This window comes from Pseudomonas sp. AFG_SD02_1510_Pfu_092 (assembly GCF_003331055.1).
GTDB lineage: Bacteria > Pseudomonadota > Gammaproteobacteria > Pseudomonadales > Pseudomonadaceae > Aquipseudomonas.
The window spans coordinates 1-18,347 of sequence record NZ_PUQD01000003.1 but is presented as its reverse complement, the minus strand read 5'-3'; the positions used below and the strand labels follow the sequence as shown (position 1 = coordinate 18,347).

Here is an 18,347-nt window from a genome sequence, read left to right as displayed (position 1 = left end):
CAACTTTGTGGCAAGGTCGTTCGAATGCGGCAAAAACACCTAGGCTGTACGGATCAAATTGTTTCAGGAGGAACCAACGCATGCGTTCACTTCGCCGGGTCGCGATCCTGGGCGGCAACCGAATTCCCTTCGCCCGCTCCAATGGCGCCTACGCCACGGCCAGCAACCAGGCAATGCTCACGGTAACCCTCGAAGGGTTGATCGAACGCTACCGCCTGCATGGCCTGCGTATGGGCGAGGTGGTTGCCGGTACGGTCCTCAAGCACCCGCGTGACATGAACCTGACCCGCGAGTGCGTGCTGGGTTCGCGCCTGTCGCCGCAGACCCCGGCCTACGACATCCAGCAGGCTTGCGGCACCGGGCTGGAGGCGGCCCTGCTGGTGGCCAACAAGATCGCCCTGGGGCAGATCGATTGCGGCATTGCCGGCGGCGTCGACACCACCTCCGATGCGCCGATCGCCGTCAGTGAAGGCCTGCGCCAGATTCTGCTGCAGGCCAACCGTGGCAAAAGCCTGGGCGAGCGGCTCAAGCCATTGCTCAAGCTGCGCCCGCAGCACTTGAAACCCGAGTTACCGCGCAACGGCGAGCCGCGCACCGGGTTATCCATGGGCGAGCATTGCGAGCGCATGGCCCACACCTGGCGCATCGGCCGGGCCGAACAGGACGAGCTGGCGCTGCTCAGCCACCAGAGGCTGGCGGCCGCGTACGCCGAAGGCTGGCAGGATGATCTGCTGACGCCGTTTCTGTCGCTGACCCGTGACAACAACCTGCGCCCCGATGTGACCCTGGAGCAGCTGGCCAGGCTCAAACCCGCCTTCGACCGCAGTGGCCAGGGCACGCTGACCGCGGGCAATTCCACGCCGCTGACCGATGGCGCGTCGCTGGTGTTGCTGGGCAATGAAGAATGGGCCGCGCAGCAGGGGCTGCCTGTTCTGGCCTACCTGGTCGATGGCGAAACGGCCGCGGTGGACTTCGTCACGGGCCGCGAAGGGCTGCTGATGGCGCCGGTGTATGCGGTACCGCGGCTGCTGGCGCGCAATGGCCTGACGTTGCAGGACTTTGACTATTACGAAATCCATGAAGCTTTTGCCGCCCAGGTGCTGTGCACGCTCAAGGCCTGGGAAGATGCCGATTATTGCCGTGAGCGGTTGGGCCTGGATGCGCCGCTCGGGGCGATCGACCGCAGCAAGCTGAACGTCAAGGGCAGTTCGCTGGCGGCCGGGCACCCGTTCGCGGCGACGGGTGGGCGGATACTGGCCAACCTGGCCAAGTTGCTGGCGGCGGCGGGCAAGGGGCGCGGGCTGATTTCGATCTGCGCGGCGGGCGGGCAGGGGGTGACTGTCATCGTCGAGCGATGAGCGTCTGGGAGAGTGGTCGCCTTCTTCGCGGGCTTGCCCGCTCCCACAGGTGAATCACCGCCTTTGAAGGCTGTGCTGGACCTGTGGGAGCGGGCAAGCCCGCGAAGAAGGCAGCACATATCCCACAGTGCTACCCCCCAACTGGTAGGCTTGTCTGCTCGGAACTACAAGAGCCCGCCATGGCGACCATCGGACAGCCTCGTCCCATTCCCGAACTGGATCACCTGCCCAGGCCACTCTATGCCCGTGCCGAAAGCCTCGGTGCAGGCTCGTGGACTACTCGTCACCAGCACGACTGGGTGCAATTTTCCTACGCCATCAGCGGCGTCCTCGGTGTGTACACCGACGAAGGCAGCTACTTCGCCCCACCGCAGTGGGGGGTGTGGATCCCGGCCGATGCCGAGCATGAGGTCGTCACCTCGATGCAGGCCGAAATGCGCAGCCTGTACGTGCGCCGGGATGCCTGCCCGTGGGCAGCGCAGCAGTGCCGGGTGCTGGAAGTGACCCCGCTGGCGCGAGAGCTGATCAAGCAGTTCTGCCTGTTCCCGGCGGACTACCCGGAGGGCGACAGCGCCGAGGCGCGCCTGGTGGCGGTGCTGCTCGACCAGTTGCGCGCGCTGCCCGAGGTCGGCTTCTCGCTGCCACTGCCACGGCACCCGGGGCTGCTGGGGCTGTGCAACCGGTTGATCGCCGCACCGGACCAAGCGCAGACCTTGCAGCAATGGGCGCGGGAGTTGGGATGTTCGGAGAAGACGCTGATGCGGCTGTTCCAGCGCGAGACCGGGCTGAGTTTTCGTAACTGGCGCCAGCGCATGCGGCTGCTGTCGTCGCTGGCGCTGCTGGAGGCGGGGGAGAATGTGACCGAGGCGGCATTGGGGTGTGGGTATGACTCCACTTCGGCTTACATTGCGGCGTTCAAGCAGCTGTTCGGGGCGACGCCGGGGGAGTTGAAGTTCTGATAGCGGGTTGCCTGTACCGGCCTCTTCGCGGGCTCGCCCGCTCCCACAGGTGTGCATGGCAGCTGGGCCATCTGTGGGAGCGGGCGAGCCCGCGCAGAGGCCGGACCCGTATATCAGGTACGGAACCTGCGCACCAGCGCATCCAGTTCATTGGACAATCCGGCCAGGCTCTCCGAATCCACCCGCGCTGCCTGGGCCAGTTCGGCCACCAGCTGTGCATCCCCGTGAATCTGGCTGATGTGCCGGTTGATGTCCTCGGCCACCTGATGCTGTTCCTCGGCCGCCGTGGCGATCTGCGTGTTCATGTCGCGAATCACATCCACCGACTCACGGATCTGCCCGAAGCTGTCGCGGGCCATGCCGATACGGCTTACCGATTGCTGCGAAACCTCCAGGCTGGCGTGCATCTGGGCAGCCACTTCGGCGGTACGGCTGGCCAGGTTGCCCAGCAGGCCGTCGATTTCAGCGGTGGAGTCGGCGGTACGTTTGGCCAGCGCGCGCACTTCGTCGGCGACCACGGCAAAACCACGGCCCTGTTCACCGGCGCGGGCCGCTTCGATGGCGGCGTTGAGCGCCAGCAGGTTGGTCTGTTCGGCAATCGAGCGGATGGTGCCGAGAATAGACTGAATGGCGTTGCTGTCCCGCTCCAGTTGCTGGATCGACTGCGCCGACTGTTCTATTTCCTGGCTCAGGCGATCGACGCTGTTTACCGCGGCGTCGATCTGCTGCTGGCCTTCGCGTGCCTGCTGCTGGCCACTGTCGGCCGATTGCGCCGCCTGGCTGCACGAGCGCGCCACTTCGTTGGCGGTGGCGACCATTTCGTGGAACGCCGTGGAAACCATGTCCACGGCTTCGCGCTGGCGCCCCGCTGCTTCGGCCATGTCGCTGGACACCCGGGTCGAGCTGTGCGAAGTGCTGAGAATCTTGCCGGCCGCAGAACCAATGTGCTGGATGAGGCTGCGAATGGCACCGAGGAACTGGTTGAACCAGCTGGCCAGTTGCGCGGTTTCGTCGCGGCCGCGAATTTCCAGGTTGCGGGTCAGGTCGCCCTCGCCCTGGGCGATGTCTTCCAGGCCGCTGGTGACGCTGTTGATCGGGCGCACGATCAGCTTGGCGAACGTCGCGCCGACCACCGCGAACAGCGCGGCCAGGACCACGGCCACGATGCCGATCAGCCAGGTCAGACGGGTGGTGGTCTGCATCACTTCGCTTTGTTCGATCAGGCCGATCAAGGTCCAGCCCAGTTGTTCATCCGGGTAGATATTGGCCATGTAGCGCACGCCGTCCAGCTCCACTTCGGCCAGCCCCTTGCCATGTTTGGCCAGCTCGGCGTAGCCGTCGCCAAAGCTCGCCAGCTGCTTGAAGTTGTGCTTGGCGTCACGCGGGTCGACCAGAACGTTGCCGTTGTTTTCCAGCAACATCACGTAACCGCTTTCGCCCAGCTTGATCTGCTGGACGATCTCGGTCAGGCCTTTGAGCGAGACATCGACGTTGACCACGCCGCCGGGGTTGCCAAGCTGGTTGGCGACGGTGCGCACGGTACTGACCAGCACCGCGTCGTCGGCCGCCCAGTAGTAGGCATCGGTGCGCAGGGTCTTGCCCGGGTTGGCCATGGCCAACTGGTACCAGGGGCGGGTACGTGGGTCGTAATTGACGAACTTCTGCCCGGCCGGCCAGCCGACGTAACCACCGTCACTCACCCCGTAGGAAAGGTAGGCGTAGCTGGGGTGGGTAGTGGCAAGGCGCGTCATGAATTCCAGCACCTTGCTGGCCTGTTCGCCCAGCTCGTAGGACGGCGCGGCGCTCATGTACTTGTTAAGTTCGCTGCCCGTGGCGGCAACCAGTGGCTGCGCAGCCATGTATTCGACGTTCTGGTTGATGCCCTGGAAGAAGATGTTCATCGCGTTGCTGACCTGGCGGATTTCCCGGCTGCTGCCATCGAGGAATCCGTCGCGGGCTTCGCCACGCAGGTTGAGCACCACCAGAGTGGCCACGATGACGATGGGCAAGCCGGCGATGACGGCGAATGCCCAGGTCAGTTTCTGTTTGATGTTCATCGACGCTCCCGGATTTGTTGTTTTCGTTACACGAGGCAGGTATCAATTGCATCGGCAGCGTCCGGGTTAAATGTAGGAAAAGCGCCGGTATTTGATGGGCGGCGTCGCAGTTGGTGACTATTCGGTCGTGTTTGGACGTATATGGCATACCAAAGGGTTGCAGGGTGGCTCAGTGACAGCAGCCACCCGCGTTGCCATTGGCCAGGTCCTTGAGGATCGGGCAGTCCGGGCGCTCGTCGCCCTGGCAGTGCGAGACCAGTTCGCCCAAGGTGTCGCGCAGGCTCACCAGCTCTTCGATGCGCCGGTTCAGTTCATCGATGTGCTGCATGGCCAGGGCTTTCACATCGGCACTGGCGCGCTGGCGGTCCTGCCACAAGGTCAGCAGCTTGCCGACCTCTTCGAGGGAAAAGCCCAGGTCGCGGGAGCGCTTGATGAAGGCCAGGCTGTGCAAGTCTTCTGCCTGGTACAGGCGGTAGCCGCTGTCGCTGCGCGTGGCTGGCTTGAGCAGGCCGATGGCCTCGTAATAACGGATCATCTTGGTGCTGAGCCCGCTGCGGCGGGCGGCCTGGCCGATGTTCATGCGTCCTCCTCGGTGCTGCTGGTGGGTTTCCAGGCCTTGAGCCATAGCGCGTTGCTCACCACGCTGACACTGGACAGGGCCATGGCTGCGCCGGCCAGTACCGGGTTGAGGTAACCCAGCGCGGCCAGCGGAATACCGACCAGGTTGTAGATGAATGCCCAGAACAGGTTCTGGCGGATTTTCGCATAGGTCTTGCGGCTGATCTCGAGGGCGGCGGGCACCAGGCGTGGGTCGCCACGCATCAGAGTGATGCCGGCGGCCTGCATGGCCACATCGGTACCGCCACCCATGGCAATGCCGATGTCGGCGGCGGCCAGCGCCGGCGCATCGTTGATGCCGTCGCCGACCATGGCGACCACGCCATCCTGCTTGAGTGCGGCCACGGTCGCGGCCTTGTCGGCCGGCAGGACCTCGGCATGCACATCGTCGATGCCCAGGGCGTCGGCCACTACCTTGGCGCTGCCGCGATTGTCGCCGGTCAGCAGATGGCTGCTGATCTGTTGCGCATGCAGGCTGTCGATCGCCTGCGCGGCGCCGGGCTTGAGGCTGTCACCGAAGGCGAACAGGCCAAGCACCCGTGGCTGCGCGCCGCGTTCGATCAACCACGACAGGGTTCGCCCCTCGGCTTCCCAGGCCTGCGCCTTGGCGGCCAGGTCACCGGGCGCCAGGGCGCTTTCGTCGAGCAGGCGGCGGTTGCCCAGCGCCAGTTCGCGGCCTTCCACACGCCCGGCGATGCCTCGCCCGGTCAGCGACTGGCTGTCGCTGACGCCGGGCACGTCCAGACCTTGTTCGGCGCAGGCGTCCAGCACGGCCTTGGCCAGTGGGTGCTCGCTGCCGCGCTGCAGGGCGCCCGCCAGGCGGTGCAGGTCGGCGCTACTGCCTGCCTGCGCCTGGCTGTGGACAACCCGTGGGCTGCCGGAGGTGAGGGTGCCGGTCTTGTCGAACACCACGCGATTGACCGCATGGGCGCGCTCCAAGGCTTCGGCGTCCTTGATCAGAATGCCGTGGCGGGCGGCGACCCCGGTGCCGGCCATGATCGCTGCCGGGGTGGCCAGGCCAAGTGCACAGGGGCAGGCGATGACCAGCACGGCGACGGCGTTGATCAGCGCCGTTTCCAGCGGTGCGCCGGCCAGCCACCAGCCGACCAAGGTGATCATTGCCAGCACCAGCACGGCCGGGACGAATACCTGGCTGACCCGGTCGACCAGCTTCTGAATCGGCGCCTTGGCGGCCTGGGCGTCTTCCACCAGGCGAATGATGCGCGCCAGCACGGTCTCGGTGCCCAGCGCCTGGGTGCGTACCAGCAGCCGGCCTTCGCCGTTGATGGCGCCGCCGGTGACGCTGTCGCCAGGCTGCTTGGGTACCGGCAGGCTCTCGCCACTGATCAGGGCTTCGTCGGCATGGCTGCTGCCATCCTCGACCACGCCATCGACCGGGAAGCGCTCGCCGGGCTTGACCAGCACCAAGTCGCCGAGGCGCAGTTGGGCGATGGCCACCTCTTCTTCGCGGTCGTCGATCACGCGCACTGCACGTTCCGGGCGCAGCGCTTCGAGGGCGCGGATGGCGCTGGCGGTCTGGCGTTTGGCACGGCTTTCCAGGTACTTGCCCAGCAGCACCAGGGCAATGACCACGGCCGAGGCTTCGAAATACAGGTGCGGAGCCATCCCGGCGGGTGCCTGTGCCCACTGGTACAGGCTCAGGCCGTAACCGGCGCTGGTGCCCAGGGCCACCAGCAGGTCCATGTTGCCGGCCCCGGCGCGCACGGCTTTCCACGCGGCGACGTAGAAGCGCGCGCCGAGAATGAACTGCACCGGTGTGGCCAGCAGGAACTGCACCCACGCAGGCAGCATCCAGTGCAGGCCGAAGGGTTGCACCAGCATGGGCAGTACCAGCGGCAGGGCGAGCAGCAACGCTGCGCCGACCGCCAGGCGTTCGTGACGCAGGCGGCGCTGGCTGGCCGTTTGATCGTCCTTGGCGGTTTGCGGCAGGCTGGCGCTGTAGCCGGCCTTTTGTACAGCGTCGATCAGCAGGCTGTCGTCGACGGCCGCGAGCACTTCGAGGTGCGCGCGTTCGCTGGCGAGGTTGACGCTGACTTGCTCGACCCCCGGCAGCTTGCCGAGAGCACGCTCAACACGGCCGACGCAACTGGCGCAGGTCATGCCGCCAATCTGCAGTTCGACGGTGCGGGTGGGCACGCCGTAGCCGGCCTGGCGGACGGCGTCGAGCAAGGCGGGCAGGCTGCCGGCCGGGGCCTGGACCCGGGCCTGTTCGGTGGCGAGGTTGACGCTGACCTGTTCAGCGCCGGTGACCTTGCGCAGGGCGCGTTCGACCCGGCCGGCACAGCTGGCGCAGGTCATGCCGGAGATCGGCAGGTGGTAGGTGGTGGATGCGGGCATGGCTCTCCTCCTTGGACAGGCCTGCAGCATCAACCTTGCCACGCAGGTAAGGTCAATAGCCCAGGCCGGCTCGCTGCAACTCCAGCCCATGGTGCCCCATGGCGATGCGGTATTTGTTGATCTGGCCGGCCTGCAGGTTCAATCGTGTGCTGCGCTGGTCCTCGATACCCGGCGCGCAGCCGGGCATCTGCCCGGGTAGCACGCGCAGGCGTATATCAACCGGGCCGGGCGGCAGGTTGAACGAGGTGGACTGTTCCTGGAACACACGACCGGAGAGCTGGTCGTTGAGGTAGATGCCGATTTCGCAACTGGTGGCCACTTCCAGGCGCTCCCGGGAAATGATCAGCACGCTGTAGTCCGAGTTGGCCTCGGCGCTGGCCGGTGGCACTGCAACCAGCGTGCTCAATAGCCCGACGACGCCCAATGCTGCCCTGAACATGAATAATCTCCTGCTTGCCTGATCATCAAAGGCGCAGCTTGGCCGACGCGCGCGCGGATTTCCACCCCGGCGGTGGTTGGCAGGCCTTGACCTTGCCCCGATGGCAAGCTTGAGACTCGTGAAAAACCTGAAGGAGTAACCCTTATGCAAGTGTTCAACGTACAAGGCATGACCTGCGGCCATTGCGTGAAGGCCGTGACTCGAGCGGTGCAGGAGCAGGATGCGGCGGCCAAGGTGGAAGTCGATCTGGCGGCCAGGCAGGTGCGGGTGCAGAGCGACCTCGGGCAGGAGCAGATCATTACCGCGATTCGCGATGAAGGTTACCAGGCCGAAGTTGCCTGACTGCAAACCTGTGGGAGCGGGCGCGCCCGCGAATCAGGCAGCGCGTTGGACGGCACCGGCTGCGCCGTGTTCGCGGGCGCGCCCGCTCCCACAAGGATCGCGGTCGCTCTTGGGATTGTTGCAAAGGTTTTCATGTGGACAGGGTCCACAGCAGGTAGAATCCAGGCACTTGCTTAGCCTGCTATGGATTCCTGATGAACCTGCGAATGGTGCTCATCCTGGGTGCACTCAGTGCGTTCGGGCCCTTGGCGATCGACTTCTACCTGCCTGCCTTCCCGGCCATGGCGCAGGCGTTCGCCACCGATGAAAAACACGTCCAGGCCACCTTGGCCGCCTATTTCCTTGGCTTGTCCATCGGCCAGCTGGCCTACGGGCCGGTAGCTGACCGTTTTGGCCGGCGCAAGCCGCTGATGTTCGGTGTGACCCTGTTCACCCTGGCATCACTGGCCTGTGCCTACGCCCCCGATCTGGACACGCTGATACTGGCGCGTTTCGTCCAGGCACTGGGCGGTTGCGCCGGGATGGTGCTGTCGCGGGCCATCGTCAGTGACCGCTGCGACCCGGTGGCCTCGGCCAAGGTGTTCTCGCAACTGATGCTGGTCATGGGCCTGGCGCCGATCCTGGCACCGATGCTGGGCGGGGTGCTGGTGAACGTGGCCGGCTGGCAATCGATCTTCCTCGCCTTGAGCCTGTTCAGCGCCGCCTGCCTGCTGGCGGTCAGCCTGGGCCTGCCGGAAAGCCTGCCCGAGCACATTCCGCGGCAACCGCTGTCTGGCGCCTTGCGCCAGTACCTGCGGCTGTTCGCCGACCGGGCGTTCCTCGGCCATGCCTTGACCGGCGGGATCGCCATTGCCGGCATGTTTGCCTACATCGCCGGTTCACCCTTCGTATTCATCAAGCTCTACGGCGTGCCGGCTGAACATTACGGCTGGTTGTTCGGCACCAATGCGGCCGGCTTCATTCTGGTGGCGCAGGTGAATGCGCGCCTGCTGGCCAAACGTGGGCCGGCGTTTCTGCTGGCGCGTGCGGTGTGGCTGTACCTGGTCGCGGGCCTGGTGTTGCTGGGCGTTGCCGCGTTGCGGCCGACACAGCTATGGCCATTGCTGGTTCCGCTGTTCATCTGCATCGCCAGCCTGGGCTGCATCATCCCCAACGCTTCTGCCTGTGCCATGAGCGGGCAGGGCACGCGTGCGGGCAGTGCTTCGGCGTTGATGGGCTGCCTGCAGTTCAGCGTCGCCGCCGGTGCGGCGGCACTGGTCGGGCTGCTGCATGACGGCAGTGCGGTGCCGATGGCGCTGGTGATCAGCTTGTGCGGGGTGTTGGTAGTCAGTGTCGCGCTGCTGACCCGACGCTTGCCGGCCAAGGCTCGCGCATAAGCGGGTGGGGGGCCTGCAGGCGGGTTTCCAGCGTGGCGACGAAGGCGCGCGCCTCCGCCTCGCTACGGAAACTGACCACGTGTTGATCGAGCTGAACTTGCCACGGGCAGGCGGGGTTTCGGCTCGATGCACTGACGACAATCTTCATCGTGGCATACCTCCAAAGGGGGGAGAGCGGGTGAATTGTAGCGCTGTCCTTTCTGCCTGCCATGACCTGCATCGGTGTCCTGACTGACGGTCAGTGGAACATTTTCTGCGCATTGTCCCTGCTGGGGTGCGCAAGCATGTGGAACCTTCGCTTTAGCTTGCGCTACTTGCGGAAAATGCTTGTGCGTCGCGTCCGAAGTTGCATCCGGTGTTTTTCCCCCTGTTCTTCCCTGGGCCTTGCCAGGATGAGCCGGGCTGCTTGCCCGCGCGGTCCGGGCGGGTGATACCCCGTGTTTCACTGTTTGCCATGGGTAGGGGTACCCAGTGGTTTTCCGGCAGAGGGGCCGCCGTGCGGGGCTGCCTGATGGGCGTTTTTTGCGGCATATACTGGCGAGCCAGGCCGGTGCCAGCGAGAGGCGCTTCCCTGCCAGGGTTTGGCCATCGCACTCACACGTGAACTTGCAGGGAGTTACAGGGACATGAATGCAGTCAGCAGTATCAGCCAGATCGCCAGCCTGATGGCCGACCCCAAGCGCAGTGCCATGTTGTGGGCATTGATCGATGGCACGCCGCGGCTGGCCAACGAACTTGCGGTAATGACCGGGCTGACCTCGTCATCAGCCTGCGCGCACCTTTCGTTATTGTCGTCGGCCGGGTTGCTCCGGCACGAGGCGCGTGGGCGCAAGCGCTATTTCCGCCTGGCCACGCCGCAGGTCGGGGCGGCAGTGGAGGCCCTGGCCAGTGTCCAGCTGGAGAGCGCCAAGGGGGAGCAGCCCAAGGCGCCGGTATCGACACTGCCCATGTCGCTACGCAGGGCGCGTCGCTGTGGCGACCACCTGGGAGGGGAATTGGCCGGTGAGCTGTATCACCGTCTTTTGGTCGCCGGCTGGCTGGAGGGCAGTGGTCGGCAACTGATGGTGAGTGAGGAGGGGCGGGTGCAGTTGGCGCTGGTCGGGGTGTATATCGATGCCCTGGCGCCGCATCAGCAGCGTGGCTGTGTGGTCTGCCGCTGCACCGAGTGGAACGACCAGGGGCCGCACCTGGGCGGGGTGCTGGGCCAGGCCTTGTTCAGGCTGTTCCTGCAATCGGGCTGGATACGCGAGGCCGAGGATTCGCGGGCGTTGCATATTTCCGCGCTGGGTATCCAGCAGATCAATCGCATAGCCCGCGTGGCGACGTTACAGGTCGGTTGAGCGCAACGTCGCCGTTGCCGTCAGACCAACCGGGCGTCCAGGCTGTTCTGCGCCAGCCGGCGGGCCTGGTCTTCGCTCATGCCCAGGTGGGTGTGCAGGGCCATGAAGTTCTCGGTGACGTAGCCACCGAAGTAGGCCGGGTCATCCGAGTTGACGGTGACCTTCACGCCGCGCTCGAGCATGTCGAGGATGTTGTGCTGGCTCATGTGGTCGAACACGCAGAGCTTGGTGTTCGACAGCGGGCACACCGTGAGCGGGATCTGCTCGTCGATGATGCGCTGCATCAGCCGCTCGTCCTCGATGGCACGTACGCCGTGGTCGATGCGTTTGATCTTCAGCAGGTCCAGGGCTTCCCAGATGTACTCGGGCGGGCCTTCCTCGCCGGCATGGGCCACGGCGACCAAGCCTTCGCTGCGGGCGCGGTCGAACACGCGCTGGAACTTGCTCGGTGGGTGGCCCATTTCCGAGCTGTCCAGGCCAACGGCGATGAACGCGTCGCGGAACGGCAGCGCCTGGTCGAGGGTTTTCTGTGCTTGCTCTTCACTGAGGTGGCGCAGGAAGCTGAGGATCAGCCCACTGCTGATGCCGAGCTGCTCACGGCCGTCCTTCAGCGCCTGGTTGATGCCGTTGAGCACCACTTCGAAGGGGATGCCGCGGTCGGTGTGGGTCTGCGGGTCGAAGAACGGTTCACTGTGGATAACGTTCTGCGCCTTGCAGCGTTGCAGGTAGGCCCAGGTCAGGTCGTAGAAGTCCTGCTCGGTGCGCAGCACATCGGCGCCCTGGTAATACAGGTCGAGGAACTCCTGCAGGTTGTTGAAGGCATAGGCACCGCGCAAGGTTTCCACATCGGCCCAGGGCAGGGCGATCTTGTTGCGCTCGGCCAGGGCGAACAGCAGCTCCGGCTCCAGCGAGCCTTCCAGGTGCAGGTGCAGTTCGGCCTTGGGCAGGGCGTTCAACCAGTCATACATAGTGGGTCATCTCGATCAGGTACGGTTGCCGCCATTCTACAGAGCCTGGCCAGGCAATGCGCCCGGCCAGGCTGCGACCCGGTGAATCACCAGACCAGGGGCTCGCCCTTGTAGTTGATGAAACGCAGGCCGGCATTGCCGCTTTGCGCCTTGATCTGTTCGAGCATGCCGCGGGTGCTGGTCAGCACATCGATCTCGGCGTTCTCGCCACCCATGTCGGTTTTTACCCAGCCCGGGTGCATGGCCAGTACGCACAGGTCGGGGCGTTGCTGTTCCACGACGAAGCTGTTGATCATCGAGTTGAGTGCCGCCTTGCTGGCTTTGTACAAGCAGACTTCGCCGCCTTCGGGGATGCTCACGCTGCCCAGGATCGAGCTCATGAAGGCCAGCACGCCGCTGCCTTCCCGAACCTGGCCGACCAGGCGACGGGCCACGCGAATCGGTGCCACGGCGTTGGTCATGAACAGGTCACCGATGTCTTTGTTCTGCACCGCCTCGAGGTCCTGTGGCAAAGGGCCCATGACCCCGGCGTTGACGAACACCAGGTCGAACAGCTGGCCTTGCAAGCGTTGCTGCAGGCCATCGAGTTGGGCCGTGTCGTTCATTTCCAGCTGTTCGATGCGCACGCCGGGCACGTCTGCCAAGGCCCCGGGCTGCTGCGGGTTGCGCACGGTGGCGGTGATGTTCCAGCCGTCTTCGTGCAGGCGTTGCACCAGGCCCAGGCCAAGCCCGCGCGAGGCGCCAATGATAAGTGCGGTTTTTGCGTTAGCCATGTGGTCGCGCTCCGTGATCGGTTTGCCAGGAAAGCTATTGAGGATAATGCACAGGGGCACTTGCCGCCTGGTGCAGTGTTGTACGAAAAATGACCAGTTGCGTCAGGGCCTTGCAGGGCTTGGCGCCCGGCCGGTTGGCGCACGGGTTATCCACAGGCTGTTCCACAGTTATTGTGTGCAAGCCGGAAGGCGTCAGGCTGAAGTCGCTGGCTTGCGCTGGGGATAACTCCCGGTCTTTCAATAGTTTGCGACCGTCATGGACGCTGATCAAAATATGATCAAAGCTCTGTGGGCCTTGTAAACAGTAGCCTGCAGGCGAATGCCCCAAGCTTATCCACAGGCAGGCCCACAGTTGTTGTGGGCAATGTTCACCGTGCTTCGAGCAGAATGCGCCCGCGGCTCAGGTCGGCCAGCTGTTGTCGCAATGGCGCCAGGTGCGCGTCGCCCAGCGCAATCAGCAAGTCCACGCCATTGGCAGTGAATTGCTCGTCCAGCACCATGCCGTCAACCTCGGCCAGGCGCAACTTCACCAGTGCCAGTTCGCTGAAACTGCAACTGCAGGCAAATTCGCTGCGCTGTACCAGCAGCCGTTTGGGCGCCTGTTGCAGGCACTTGTTGGCGCCACCGCCATAGGCCCTGGCCAGGCCGCCGGTACCCAGCTGGATACCGCCGTACCAGCGGATCACCAGCACCACCACCTGGTCGCAGTCCTGCGCTTCGATGGCCGCCAGGATCGGCCGCCCCGCAGTACCGCCAGGTTCGCCGTCATCGCTGCTGCGGTATTGCGCACCCAGTTTCCATGCCCAGCAGTTATGGGTAGCGGCCAGGTCGCTGTGGCGTTCGATGAAACTCATCGCTTCCGCTGCATTGCTGATCGGCCCGGCGAGGGTGATGAAGCGGCTTTTGCGAATTTCCTCGCGGTATTCGCAGAGGTCGAGCAGGGTAGAAGGCATAAATGAGGGTCAGGCTGCCGGCTGGATGCCGCAGCCTTTGAGGATGATGTGGATTAGGTTGTTGCTCGCGTCTTCCATGTCTTGCTTGGTCAGGCGGCTACGGCCGGTGACCTGGCAGATCTGGGTGGCGAAGTCGGCGTAGTGCTGGGTGCTGCCCCACAGCAGGAAGATCAGGTGCACCGGGTCGACCGGGTCCATCTTGCCGGCTTCGATCCAGGCCTGGAACACCGCGGCGCGGCCACGGAACCATTCGCGGTAGTCGGCGCTGAAGTATTCGGTCAGGCAGGTGCCGCCGCTGATCACTTCCATGGCGAAAATCCGCGAGGCTTGCGGGTTGCGCCGGGAGAATTCCATCTTGGTGCGGATGTAATGGCTTAGCGCCTCGCCCGGGTCGTCGTCGACGCTCAAGGCGTTGAAGGTGCTGTCCCACAACTCGATGATGTTGCTGAGCACGGCAATGTACAGGCCGAGCTTGTTAGTGAAGTAGTAATGCAGGTTGGCCTTGGGCAAGCCCGCCTTGAGGGCGATGGTGTTCATGCTGGTGCCCTTGAAACCATGGCGGGCAAATTCGTCTTCGGCGGCCTGGATAATGGCCTGTTCGTTCTTCTGGCGGATGCGGCCCGCCGGTTTGCCCGAGGCGGAGAGGCGATGCGCAGGGACTTCTAGGGTCATGGACGATTCCGTACGGGTCAGTGGCTGCGGCTGTCGGACAAGATTACCTGCCTGTGCCGAAGTGACAAGCGTTTGCGGCACAGACTGACATCAGCGTGTCGCAGCCAGGCTTTCGAGGAAGCTTTCCAGCACCAGGTTTGGCCGCCGGCCCTTGCGCGTTACCCAGCTGAGGCTCAGGTCGTAGAAGCGTTGCCGAGGCTTCAGGGCGCGCAAGCGGCCTTGCTGCACCCAGAACGTGGCGTAGTGGTCTGGCAGGTAGCCGATGTAGCGCCCGGTGAGGATCAGAAACGCCATGCCTTCGCGGTCCGAAGCACTGGCCGTGCAGTTCAGTGCCTGGTACTGCGCCTGGATCTCGGCCGGCAGGCGGAAGGTAGGGGTGATGGCTTCCTGGCTGTTGAGGCGGTCGTCGTCGATCTGCTGATCATCGGCATAGAACAGCGGGTGGCCGACTGCGCAATACAGCAGTGAACGCTCGCTGTACAACGGCTGGTACTCGAGACCCGACAATGGGCTGGTCTGCGGCACCACACCGACATGCAGGCTGCCGTCGAGCACGCCGTGCTCGACCTGGCTGGGCGCGATCATGCGGATCTGGATGCGCACATCGGGGCCGCGGTCCTTGAGTTCGGCCAGCGCATGGGTGATGCGCATGTGCGGCAGGGTCACCAGGTTATCGGTCAGGCCGATGTTCAGCTCGCCGCGCAGGTGCTGGTGCAGGCCGTTGACCTCGGTGCGGAAGCTTTCCAGGGCACTGAGCAGTTGCAGGGCGGAGTGGTAGACCTCGCGGCCTTCTTCGGTCAGCGAGAAGCCGGCGCGCCCGCGTTGGCATAAACGCAGGCCGAGCCGCTGTTCGAGGTCGTTCATCTGCTGGCTGATGGCCGAACGGCCAATGCCCAGCACGTTTTCGGCGGCCGAAAAGCCACCGCACTCGACTACGCTGCGGTAGATCTTCAACAGGCGGATGTCGAAATCGCTGACTTGTGCGAGTGGGTCGGGGCGTCGGCTCATCAGTTTAGTCGTGGGCTGTCTGAAGATTAGAAATGTTGGCTTTTTCAGACTTTATCTCCGTGCCAATTTAGCCGCAACAACATCCATCGTTGCCTATTCGTTTTCCGAGGAACCGCCGATGAACATGCCCGAAACCGCCGTCACCGGTATCGCCAGCCAGCTGAAGCTGGATGCCCACTGGATGCCCTACACCGCCAACCGCAACTTCCAGCGTGACCCACGGCTGATCGTGGCGGCCGAAGGCAACTACCTGGTCGACGACAAGGGGCGCAAGATCTTCGATGCCCTGTCGGGCCTGTGGACCTGCGGCGCCGGGCACACCCGCAAGGAAATCACCGAGGCGGTGGCCCGCCAGCTCGGCACCCTGGATTACTCCCCGGCCTTCCAGTTCGGCCACCCGCTGTCGTTCCAGCTGGCCGAGAAGATTACCCAGCTGACCCCGGGCGACCTGAACCATGTGTTCTACACCAACTCCGGTTCCGAGTGCGCCGACACCGCGCTGAAGATGGTGCGTGCCTACTGGCGCCTGAAAGGCCAGGCGACCAAGACCAAGATCATCGGCCGTGCCCGTGGTTACCACGGGGTGAACATTGCTGGGACCAGCCTGGGTGGGGTCAACGGTAACCGCAAACTGTTCGGCCAGTTGCTGGATGTCGACCACCTGCCTCACACCGTACTGCCGGTGAACGCCTTCTCCAAAGGCCTGCCGGAAGAGGGCGGTATCGCCCTGGCTGACGAAATGCTCAAGCTGATCGAGCTGCACGATGCCTCCAACATCGCCGCGGTGATCGTCGAGCCGCTGGCCGGCTCGGCCGGTGTGCTGCCACCGCCAAAGGGCTACCTGAAGCGCCTGCGGGAAATCTGCACCCAGCACAACATCCTGCTGATCTTCGATGAGGTGATTACCGGTTTCGGCCGCATGGGCGCCATGACCGGCTCGGAAGCCTTCGGCGTTACCCCGGACCTGATGTGCATCGCCAAGCAGGTGACCAACGGCGCCATCCCGATGGGTGCGGTAATTGCCAGCAGCGAGATCTACCAGACCTTCATGAACCAGCCGACCCCGGAATACGCCGTGGAATTCCCGCACGGCTATACCTACTCGGCGCACCCGGTGGCCTGCGCCGCTGGTATCGCCGCGCTGGACCTGCTGCAGAAAGAGAACCTGGTGCAGTCTTCCGCCGAGCTGGCGCCACACTTCGAGACGCTGCTGCATGGCGTGAAAGGTACGAAAAACATCGTCGATATCCGCAACTACGGCCTGGCCGGGGCGATCCAGATCGCTGCTCGCGACGGTGATGCCATCGTGCGTCCGTACGAAGCGGCGATGAAACTGTGGAAGGCGGGCTTCTATGTGCGCTTCGGTGGCGACACCCTGCAGTTCGGCCCAACCTTCAACACCAAGCCGCAAGAGCTGGACCGCCTGTTCGACGCAGTGGGCGAAACCCTGAACCTGATCGACTGATCTTTCCGATTCTGATGCCAGGCGGGTGAACACCGCGCGCCTGGCTCAACCTTCTTTATCTGGAGTTTTGCATGAGCATTGTTCAGCACCTGATCCACGGCGAACTGGTTACCAAAGGTGAGCGCACCGCCGATGTCTTCAACCCGTCCACCGGCCAGGCCGTGCGCAAGGTCGAGCTGGCCAGCCGCGCGACCGTGCAGGCAGCGATCGACTCGGCCAAGGCGGCCTTCCCGGCTTGGCGCAACACCCCACCGGCCAAGCGTGCCCAGGTGATGTTCCGCTTCAAGCAGCTGCTGGAGCAGAACGAAGCGCGTATCTCGCAGATGATCAGCGAAGAGCATGGCAAGACCTTGGAAGATGCCGCCGGTGAACTGAAGCGTGGCATCGAGAACGTCGAGTTCGCCTGCGCCGCGCCGGAAGTGCTCAAAGGCGAGTACAGCCGCAACGTCGGGCCGAATATCGATGCCTGGTCCGACTTCCAGCCGCTGGGCGTGGTTGCCGGTATCACCCCGTTCAACTTCCCGGCCATGGTGCCGCTGTGGATGTACCCGCTGGCCATTGCCTGCGGTAACGCCTTCATCCTCAAGCCTTCCGAGCGTGACCCGAGCTCGACGCTGTTCATCGCCCAGCTGCTGCTGGAGGCCGGCCTGCCGAAGGGCATCCTCAACGTGGTGCATGGCGACAAGGAAGCGGTGGATGCGCTGATCGAAGCGCCAGAGGTGAAAGCCCTGAGCTTCGTCGGTTCGACCCCGATCGCCGAGTACATCTACGCCGAAGGTACCAAGCGCGGCAAGCGTGTGCAGGCCCTGGGTGGTGCGAAGAACCACGCGGTGCTGATGCCCGATGCCGACCTGGACAACGCGGTCAGCGCACTGATGGGCGCGGCCTACGGTTCGTGTGGCGAGCGCTGCATGGCCATTTCGGTGGCGGTGTGTGTGGGCGACCAGGTGGCCGATGCCCTGATCGCCAAGCTGGAACCGCAGATCAAGGCGCTGAAGATTGGTGCCGGCACCTCGTGCGGCCTGGACATGGGCCCGTTGGTGACCGCTGCGGCGCGGGACAAGGTGGTGGGCTACATCGATGAGGGTGTCGCTGCTGGCGCCAAGCTGGTGGTGGATGGTCGTGGCTACCGTGTGGCCGGTAATGAAGACGGCTATTTCGTGGGCGGCACCTTGTTCGACAACGTGACCCCCGAGATGCGTATCTATAAAGAAGAGATCTTTGGCCCGGTGCTGTGCGTGGTGCGCGTGAACAGCCTGGAGCAGGCCATGCAGCTGATCAACGACCATGAATATGGGAATGGCACCTGCATCTTCACCCGCGACGGTGAAGCGGCGCGGCTGTTCTGCGACGAGATCGAAGTGGGCATGGTCGGTGTGAACGTACCGCTGCCGGTGCCGGTGGCTTACCACAGCTTCGGGGGCTGGAAGCGTTCGCTGTTCGGTGACCTGCATGCCTATGGCCCGGATGGCGTGCGCTTCTATACCCGGCGCAAGGCGATCACCCAGCGCTGGCCGCAGCGGGCCAGCCATGAGGCATCGCAGTTCGCGTTCCCTAGCCTGTAAGGGCTGAACAAGAAGCGGGGGGGGGGGGGGGGCGCCCCCCGGGGGGTTTTTGGGGGTTGTGGGGTTGTTTTGTTTTATAATTTAGGGGGGGGGTAG

The 18,347-nt window shown here is 64.3% G+C and carries 17 protein-coding genes; 7 read left to right on the top strand and 10 right to left on the bottom strand.

Translation table 11 applies throughout. The features are described 5' to 3' along the window. The first annotated feature begins 80 nt into the window (after positions 1-80). Together C6A77_RS02290 and C6A77_RS02280 are read left to right on the top strand one after the other, a co-directional pair. The gene (locus C6A77_RS02290) at positions 81-1,358 is read left to right on the top strand and encodes an acetyl-CoA C-acetyltransferase (protein WP_114167850.1); all 1,278 of its coding nucleotides are present in this window, start codon (positions 81-83) and stop codon (positions 1,356-1,358) included. Positions 1,359-1,537: 179 nt separating this feature from the next. After that, complete coding sequence (locus C6A77_RS02280) at positions 1,538-2,317, top strand: helix-turn-helix transcriptional regulator (protein ID WP_114167849.1); 780 nt, start codon at positions 1,538-1,540, stop codon at positions 2,315-2,317. A 113-nt stretch (positions 2,318-2,430) separates the two neighbouring features. Here C6A77_RS02280 and C6A77_RS02275 read toward each other — a convergent pair whose 3' ends face one another. From C6A77_RS02275 to C6A77_RS02260, 4 genes are all read right to left on the bottom strand, one after another. After that, positions 2,431-4,374: a methyl-accepting chemotaxis protein gene (locus C6A77_RS02275; RefSeq protein ID WP_114167848.1), complete on the bottom strand. Its 1,944-nt coding sequence runs from the start codon at positions 4,372-4,374 to the stop codon at positions 2,431-2,433. Positions 4,375-4,543: 169 nt separating this feature from the next. Beyond that, positions 4,544-4,954 (bottom strand): Cu(I)-responsive transcriptional regulator, encoded by a 411-nt coding sequence (gene cueR, locus C6A77_RS02270; RefSeq protein ID WP_114167847.1) that lies wholly within the window; start codon positions 4,952-4,954, stop codon positions 4,544-4,546. Then, positions 4,951-7,350, bottom strand: coding sequence for a heavy metal translocating P-type ATPase (locus C6A77_RS02265; protein WP_114167846.1), 2,400 nt, complete (start codon positions 7,348-7,350; stop codon positions 4,951-4,953). Before C6A77_RS02265 ends, cueR begins: the two co-directional genes overlap by 4 nt. Before the next feature lie 52 nt (positions 7,351-7,402). Next, complete coding sequence (locus C6A77_RS02260) at positions 7,403-7,789, bottom strand: hypothetical protein (protein ID WP_114167845.1); 387 nt, start codon at positions 7,787-7,789, stop codon at positions 7,403-7,405. A 144-nt stretch (positions 7,790-7,933) separates the two neighbouring features. On the opposite strand from C6A77_RS02260, the gene C6A77_RS02255 reads away from it, so the two are divergent. Continuing rightward, positions 7,934-8,131 (top strand): cation transporter, encoded by a 198-nt coding sequence (locus C6A77_RS02255; protein ID WP_114167844.1) that lies wholly within the window; start codon positions 7,934-7,936, stop codon positions 8,129-8,131. Positions 8,132-8,325: 194 nt separating this feature from the next. Beyond that, a complete protein-coding gene (locus C6A77_RS02250; protein ID WP_114167843.1) occupies positions 8,326-9,507 on the top strand; it encodes a multidrug effflux MFS transporter in 1,182 nt (393 codons plus the stop codon). Here C6A77_RS02250 and C6A77_RS25850 read toward each other — a convergent pair. Continuing rightward, positions 9,458-9,655 (bottom strand): hypothetical protein, encoded by a 198-nt coding sequence (locus C6A77_RS25850; RefSeq protein WP_075044510.1) that lies wholly within the window; start codon positions 9,653-9,655, stop codon positions 9,458-9,460. The genes C6A77_RS02250 and C6A77_RS25850 overlap by 50 nt on opposite strands. Before the next feature lie 478 nt (positions 9,656-10,133). Here C6A77_RS25850 and C6A77_RS02240 point away from each other — a divergent pair, with 478 nt between their 5' ends. Further along, on the top strand, positions 10,134-10,847 hold the full coding sequence (locus C6A77_RS02240; RefSeq protein ID WP_114167842.1) for a helix-turn-helix transcriptional regulator: 714 nt from the start codon (positions 10,134-10,136) through the stop codon (positions 10,845-10,847). Between the two features lie 20 nt (positions 10,848-10,867). Here the strand turns inward: C6A77_RS02240 and C6A77_RS02235 are convergent, their stop codons facing one another. The 5 genes from C6A77_RS02235 to C6A77_RS02215 all read right to left on the bottom strand — a co-directional run bounded on the left by C6A77_RS02235 (position 10,868) and on the right by C6A77_RS02215 (position 15,224). Continuing rightward, complete coding sequence (locus tag C6A77_RS02235; protein ID WP_114167841.1) at positions 10,868-11,815, bottom strand: adenosine deaminase; 948 nt, start codon at positions 11,813-11,815, stop codon at positions 10,868-10,870. A gap of 86 nt (positions 11,816-11,901) precedes the next feature. After that, positions 11,902-12,588 (bottom strand): SDR family oxidoreductase, encoded by a 687-nt coding sequence (locus tag C6A77_RS02230; protein WP_114167840.1) that lies wholly within the window; start codon positions 12,586-12,588, stop codon positions 11,902-11,904. 368 nt (positions 12,589-12,956) lie between these two features. After that, positions 12,957-13,541 (bottom strand): YigZ family protein, encoded by a 585-nt coding sequence (locus C6A77_RS02225; RefSeq protein WP_114167839.1) that lies wholly within the window; start codon positions 13,539-13,541, stop codon positions 12,957-12,959. A 9-nt stretch (positions 13,542-13,550) separates the two neighbouring features. Then, positions 13,551-14,213, bottom strand: coding sequence for a TetR/AcrR family transcriptional regulator (locus C6A77_RS02220; RefSeq protein ID WP_114167838.1), 663 nt, complete (start codon positions 14,211-14,213; stop codon positions 13,551-13,553). A 90-nt stretch (positions 14,214-14,303) separates the two neighbouring features. Further along, entirely contained in the window at positions 14,304-15,224 is a 921-nt protein-coding gene (locus C6A77_RS02215) for a LysR family transcriptional regulator (RefSeq protein WP_178082368.1), read from the bottom strand. Positions 15,225-15,339: 115 nt separating this feature from the next. On the opposite strand from C6A77_RS02215, the gene C6A77_RS02210 reads away from it, so the two are divergent. Both C6A77_RS02210 and C6A77_RS02205 read left to right on the top strand, forming a co-directional pair. Then, positions 15,340-16,686: an aspartate aminotransferase family protein gene (locus C6A77_RS02210; RefSeq protein ID WP_114167836.1), complete on the top strand. Its 1,347-nt coding sequence runs from the start codon at positions 15,340-15,342 to the stop codon at positions 16,684-16,686. 71 nt (positions 16,687-16,757) lie between these two features. Beyond that, positions 16,758-18,251, top strand: a complete 1,494-nt coding sequence (locus tag C6A77_RS02205; protein ID WP_114167835.1) for a CoA-acylating methylmalonate-semialdehyde dehydrogenase — start codon at positions 16,758-16,760, stop codon at positions 18,249-18,251. Positions 18,252-18,347 lie beyond the last annotated feature (96 nt).

Coding starts and splice junctions, on each gene's coding strand:
- C6A77_RS02255 (WP_114167844.1), top strand. CDS start 7,934: ATGCAAGTGTTCAACGTACAAGGCATGACCTGCGGCCATTGCGTGAAG.
- C6A77_RS02230 (WP_114167840.1), bottom strand. CDS start 12,588: ATGGCTAACGCAAAAACCGCACTTATCATTGGCGCCTCGCGCGGGCTT.
- C6A77_RS02280 (WP_114167849.1), top strand. CDS start 1,538: ATGGCGACCATCGGACAGCCTCGTCCCATTCCCGAACTGGATCACCTG.
- C6A77_RS02265 (WP_114167846.1), bottom strand. CDS start 7,350: ATGCCCGCATCCACCACCTACCACCTGCCGATCTCCGGCATGACCTGC.
- C6A77_RS02290 (WP_114167850.1), top strand. CDS start 81: ATGCGTTCACTTCGCCGGGTCGCGATCCTGGGCGGCAACCGAATTCCC.
- C6A77_RS02275 (WP_114167848.1), bottom strand. CDS start 4,374: ATGAACATCAAACAGAAACTGACCTGGGCATTCGCCGTCATCGCCGGC.
- C6A77_RS02260 (WP_114167845.1), bottom strand. CDS start 7,789: ATGTTCAGGGCAGCATTGGGCGTCGTCGGGCTATTGAGCACGCTGGTT.
- C6A77_RS02220 (WP_114167838.1), bottom strand. CDS start 14,213: ATGACCCTAGAAGTCCCTGCGCATCGCCTCTCCGCCTCGGGCAAACCG.
- cueR (WP_114167847.1), bottom strand. CDS start 4,954: ATGAACATCGGCCAGGCCGCCCGCCGCAGCGGGCTCAGCACCAAGATG.
- C6A77_RS02235 (WP_114167841.1), bottom strand. CDS start 11,815: ATGTATGACTGGTTGAACGCCCTGCCCAAGGCCGAACTGCACCTGCAC.
- C6A77_RS02210 (WP_114167836.1), top strand. CDS start 15,340: ATGAACATGCCCGAAACCGCCGTCACCGGTATCGCCAGCCAGCTGAAG.
- C6A77_RS02225 (WP_114167839.1), bottom strand. CDS start 13,541: ATGCCTTCTACCCTGCTCGACCTCTGCGAATACCGCGAGGAAATTCGC.
- C6A77_RS02250 (WP_114167843.1), top strand. CDS start 8,326: ATGAACCTGCGAATGGTGCTCATCCTGGGTGCACTCAGTGCGTTCGGG.
- C6A77_RS25850 (WP_075044510.1), bottom strand. CDS start 9,655: ATGAAGATTGTCGTCAGTGCATCGAGCCGAAACCCCGCCTGCCCGTGG.
- C6A77_RS02205 (WP_114167835.1), top strand. CDS start 16,758: ATGAGCATTGTTCAGCACCTGATCCACGGCGAACTGGTTACCAAAGGT.
- C6A77_RS02240 (WP_114167842.1), top strand. CDS start 10,134: ATGAATGCAGTCAGCAGTATCAGCCAGATCGCCAGCCTGATGGCCGAC.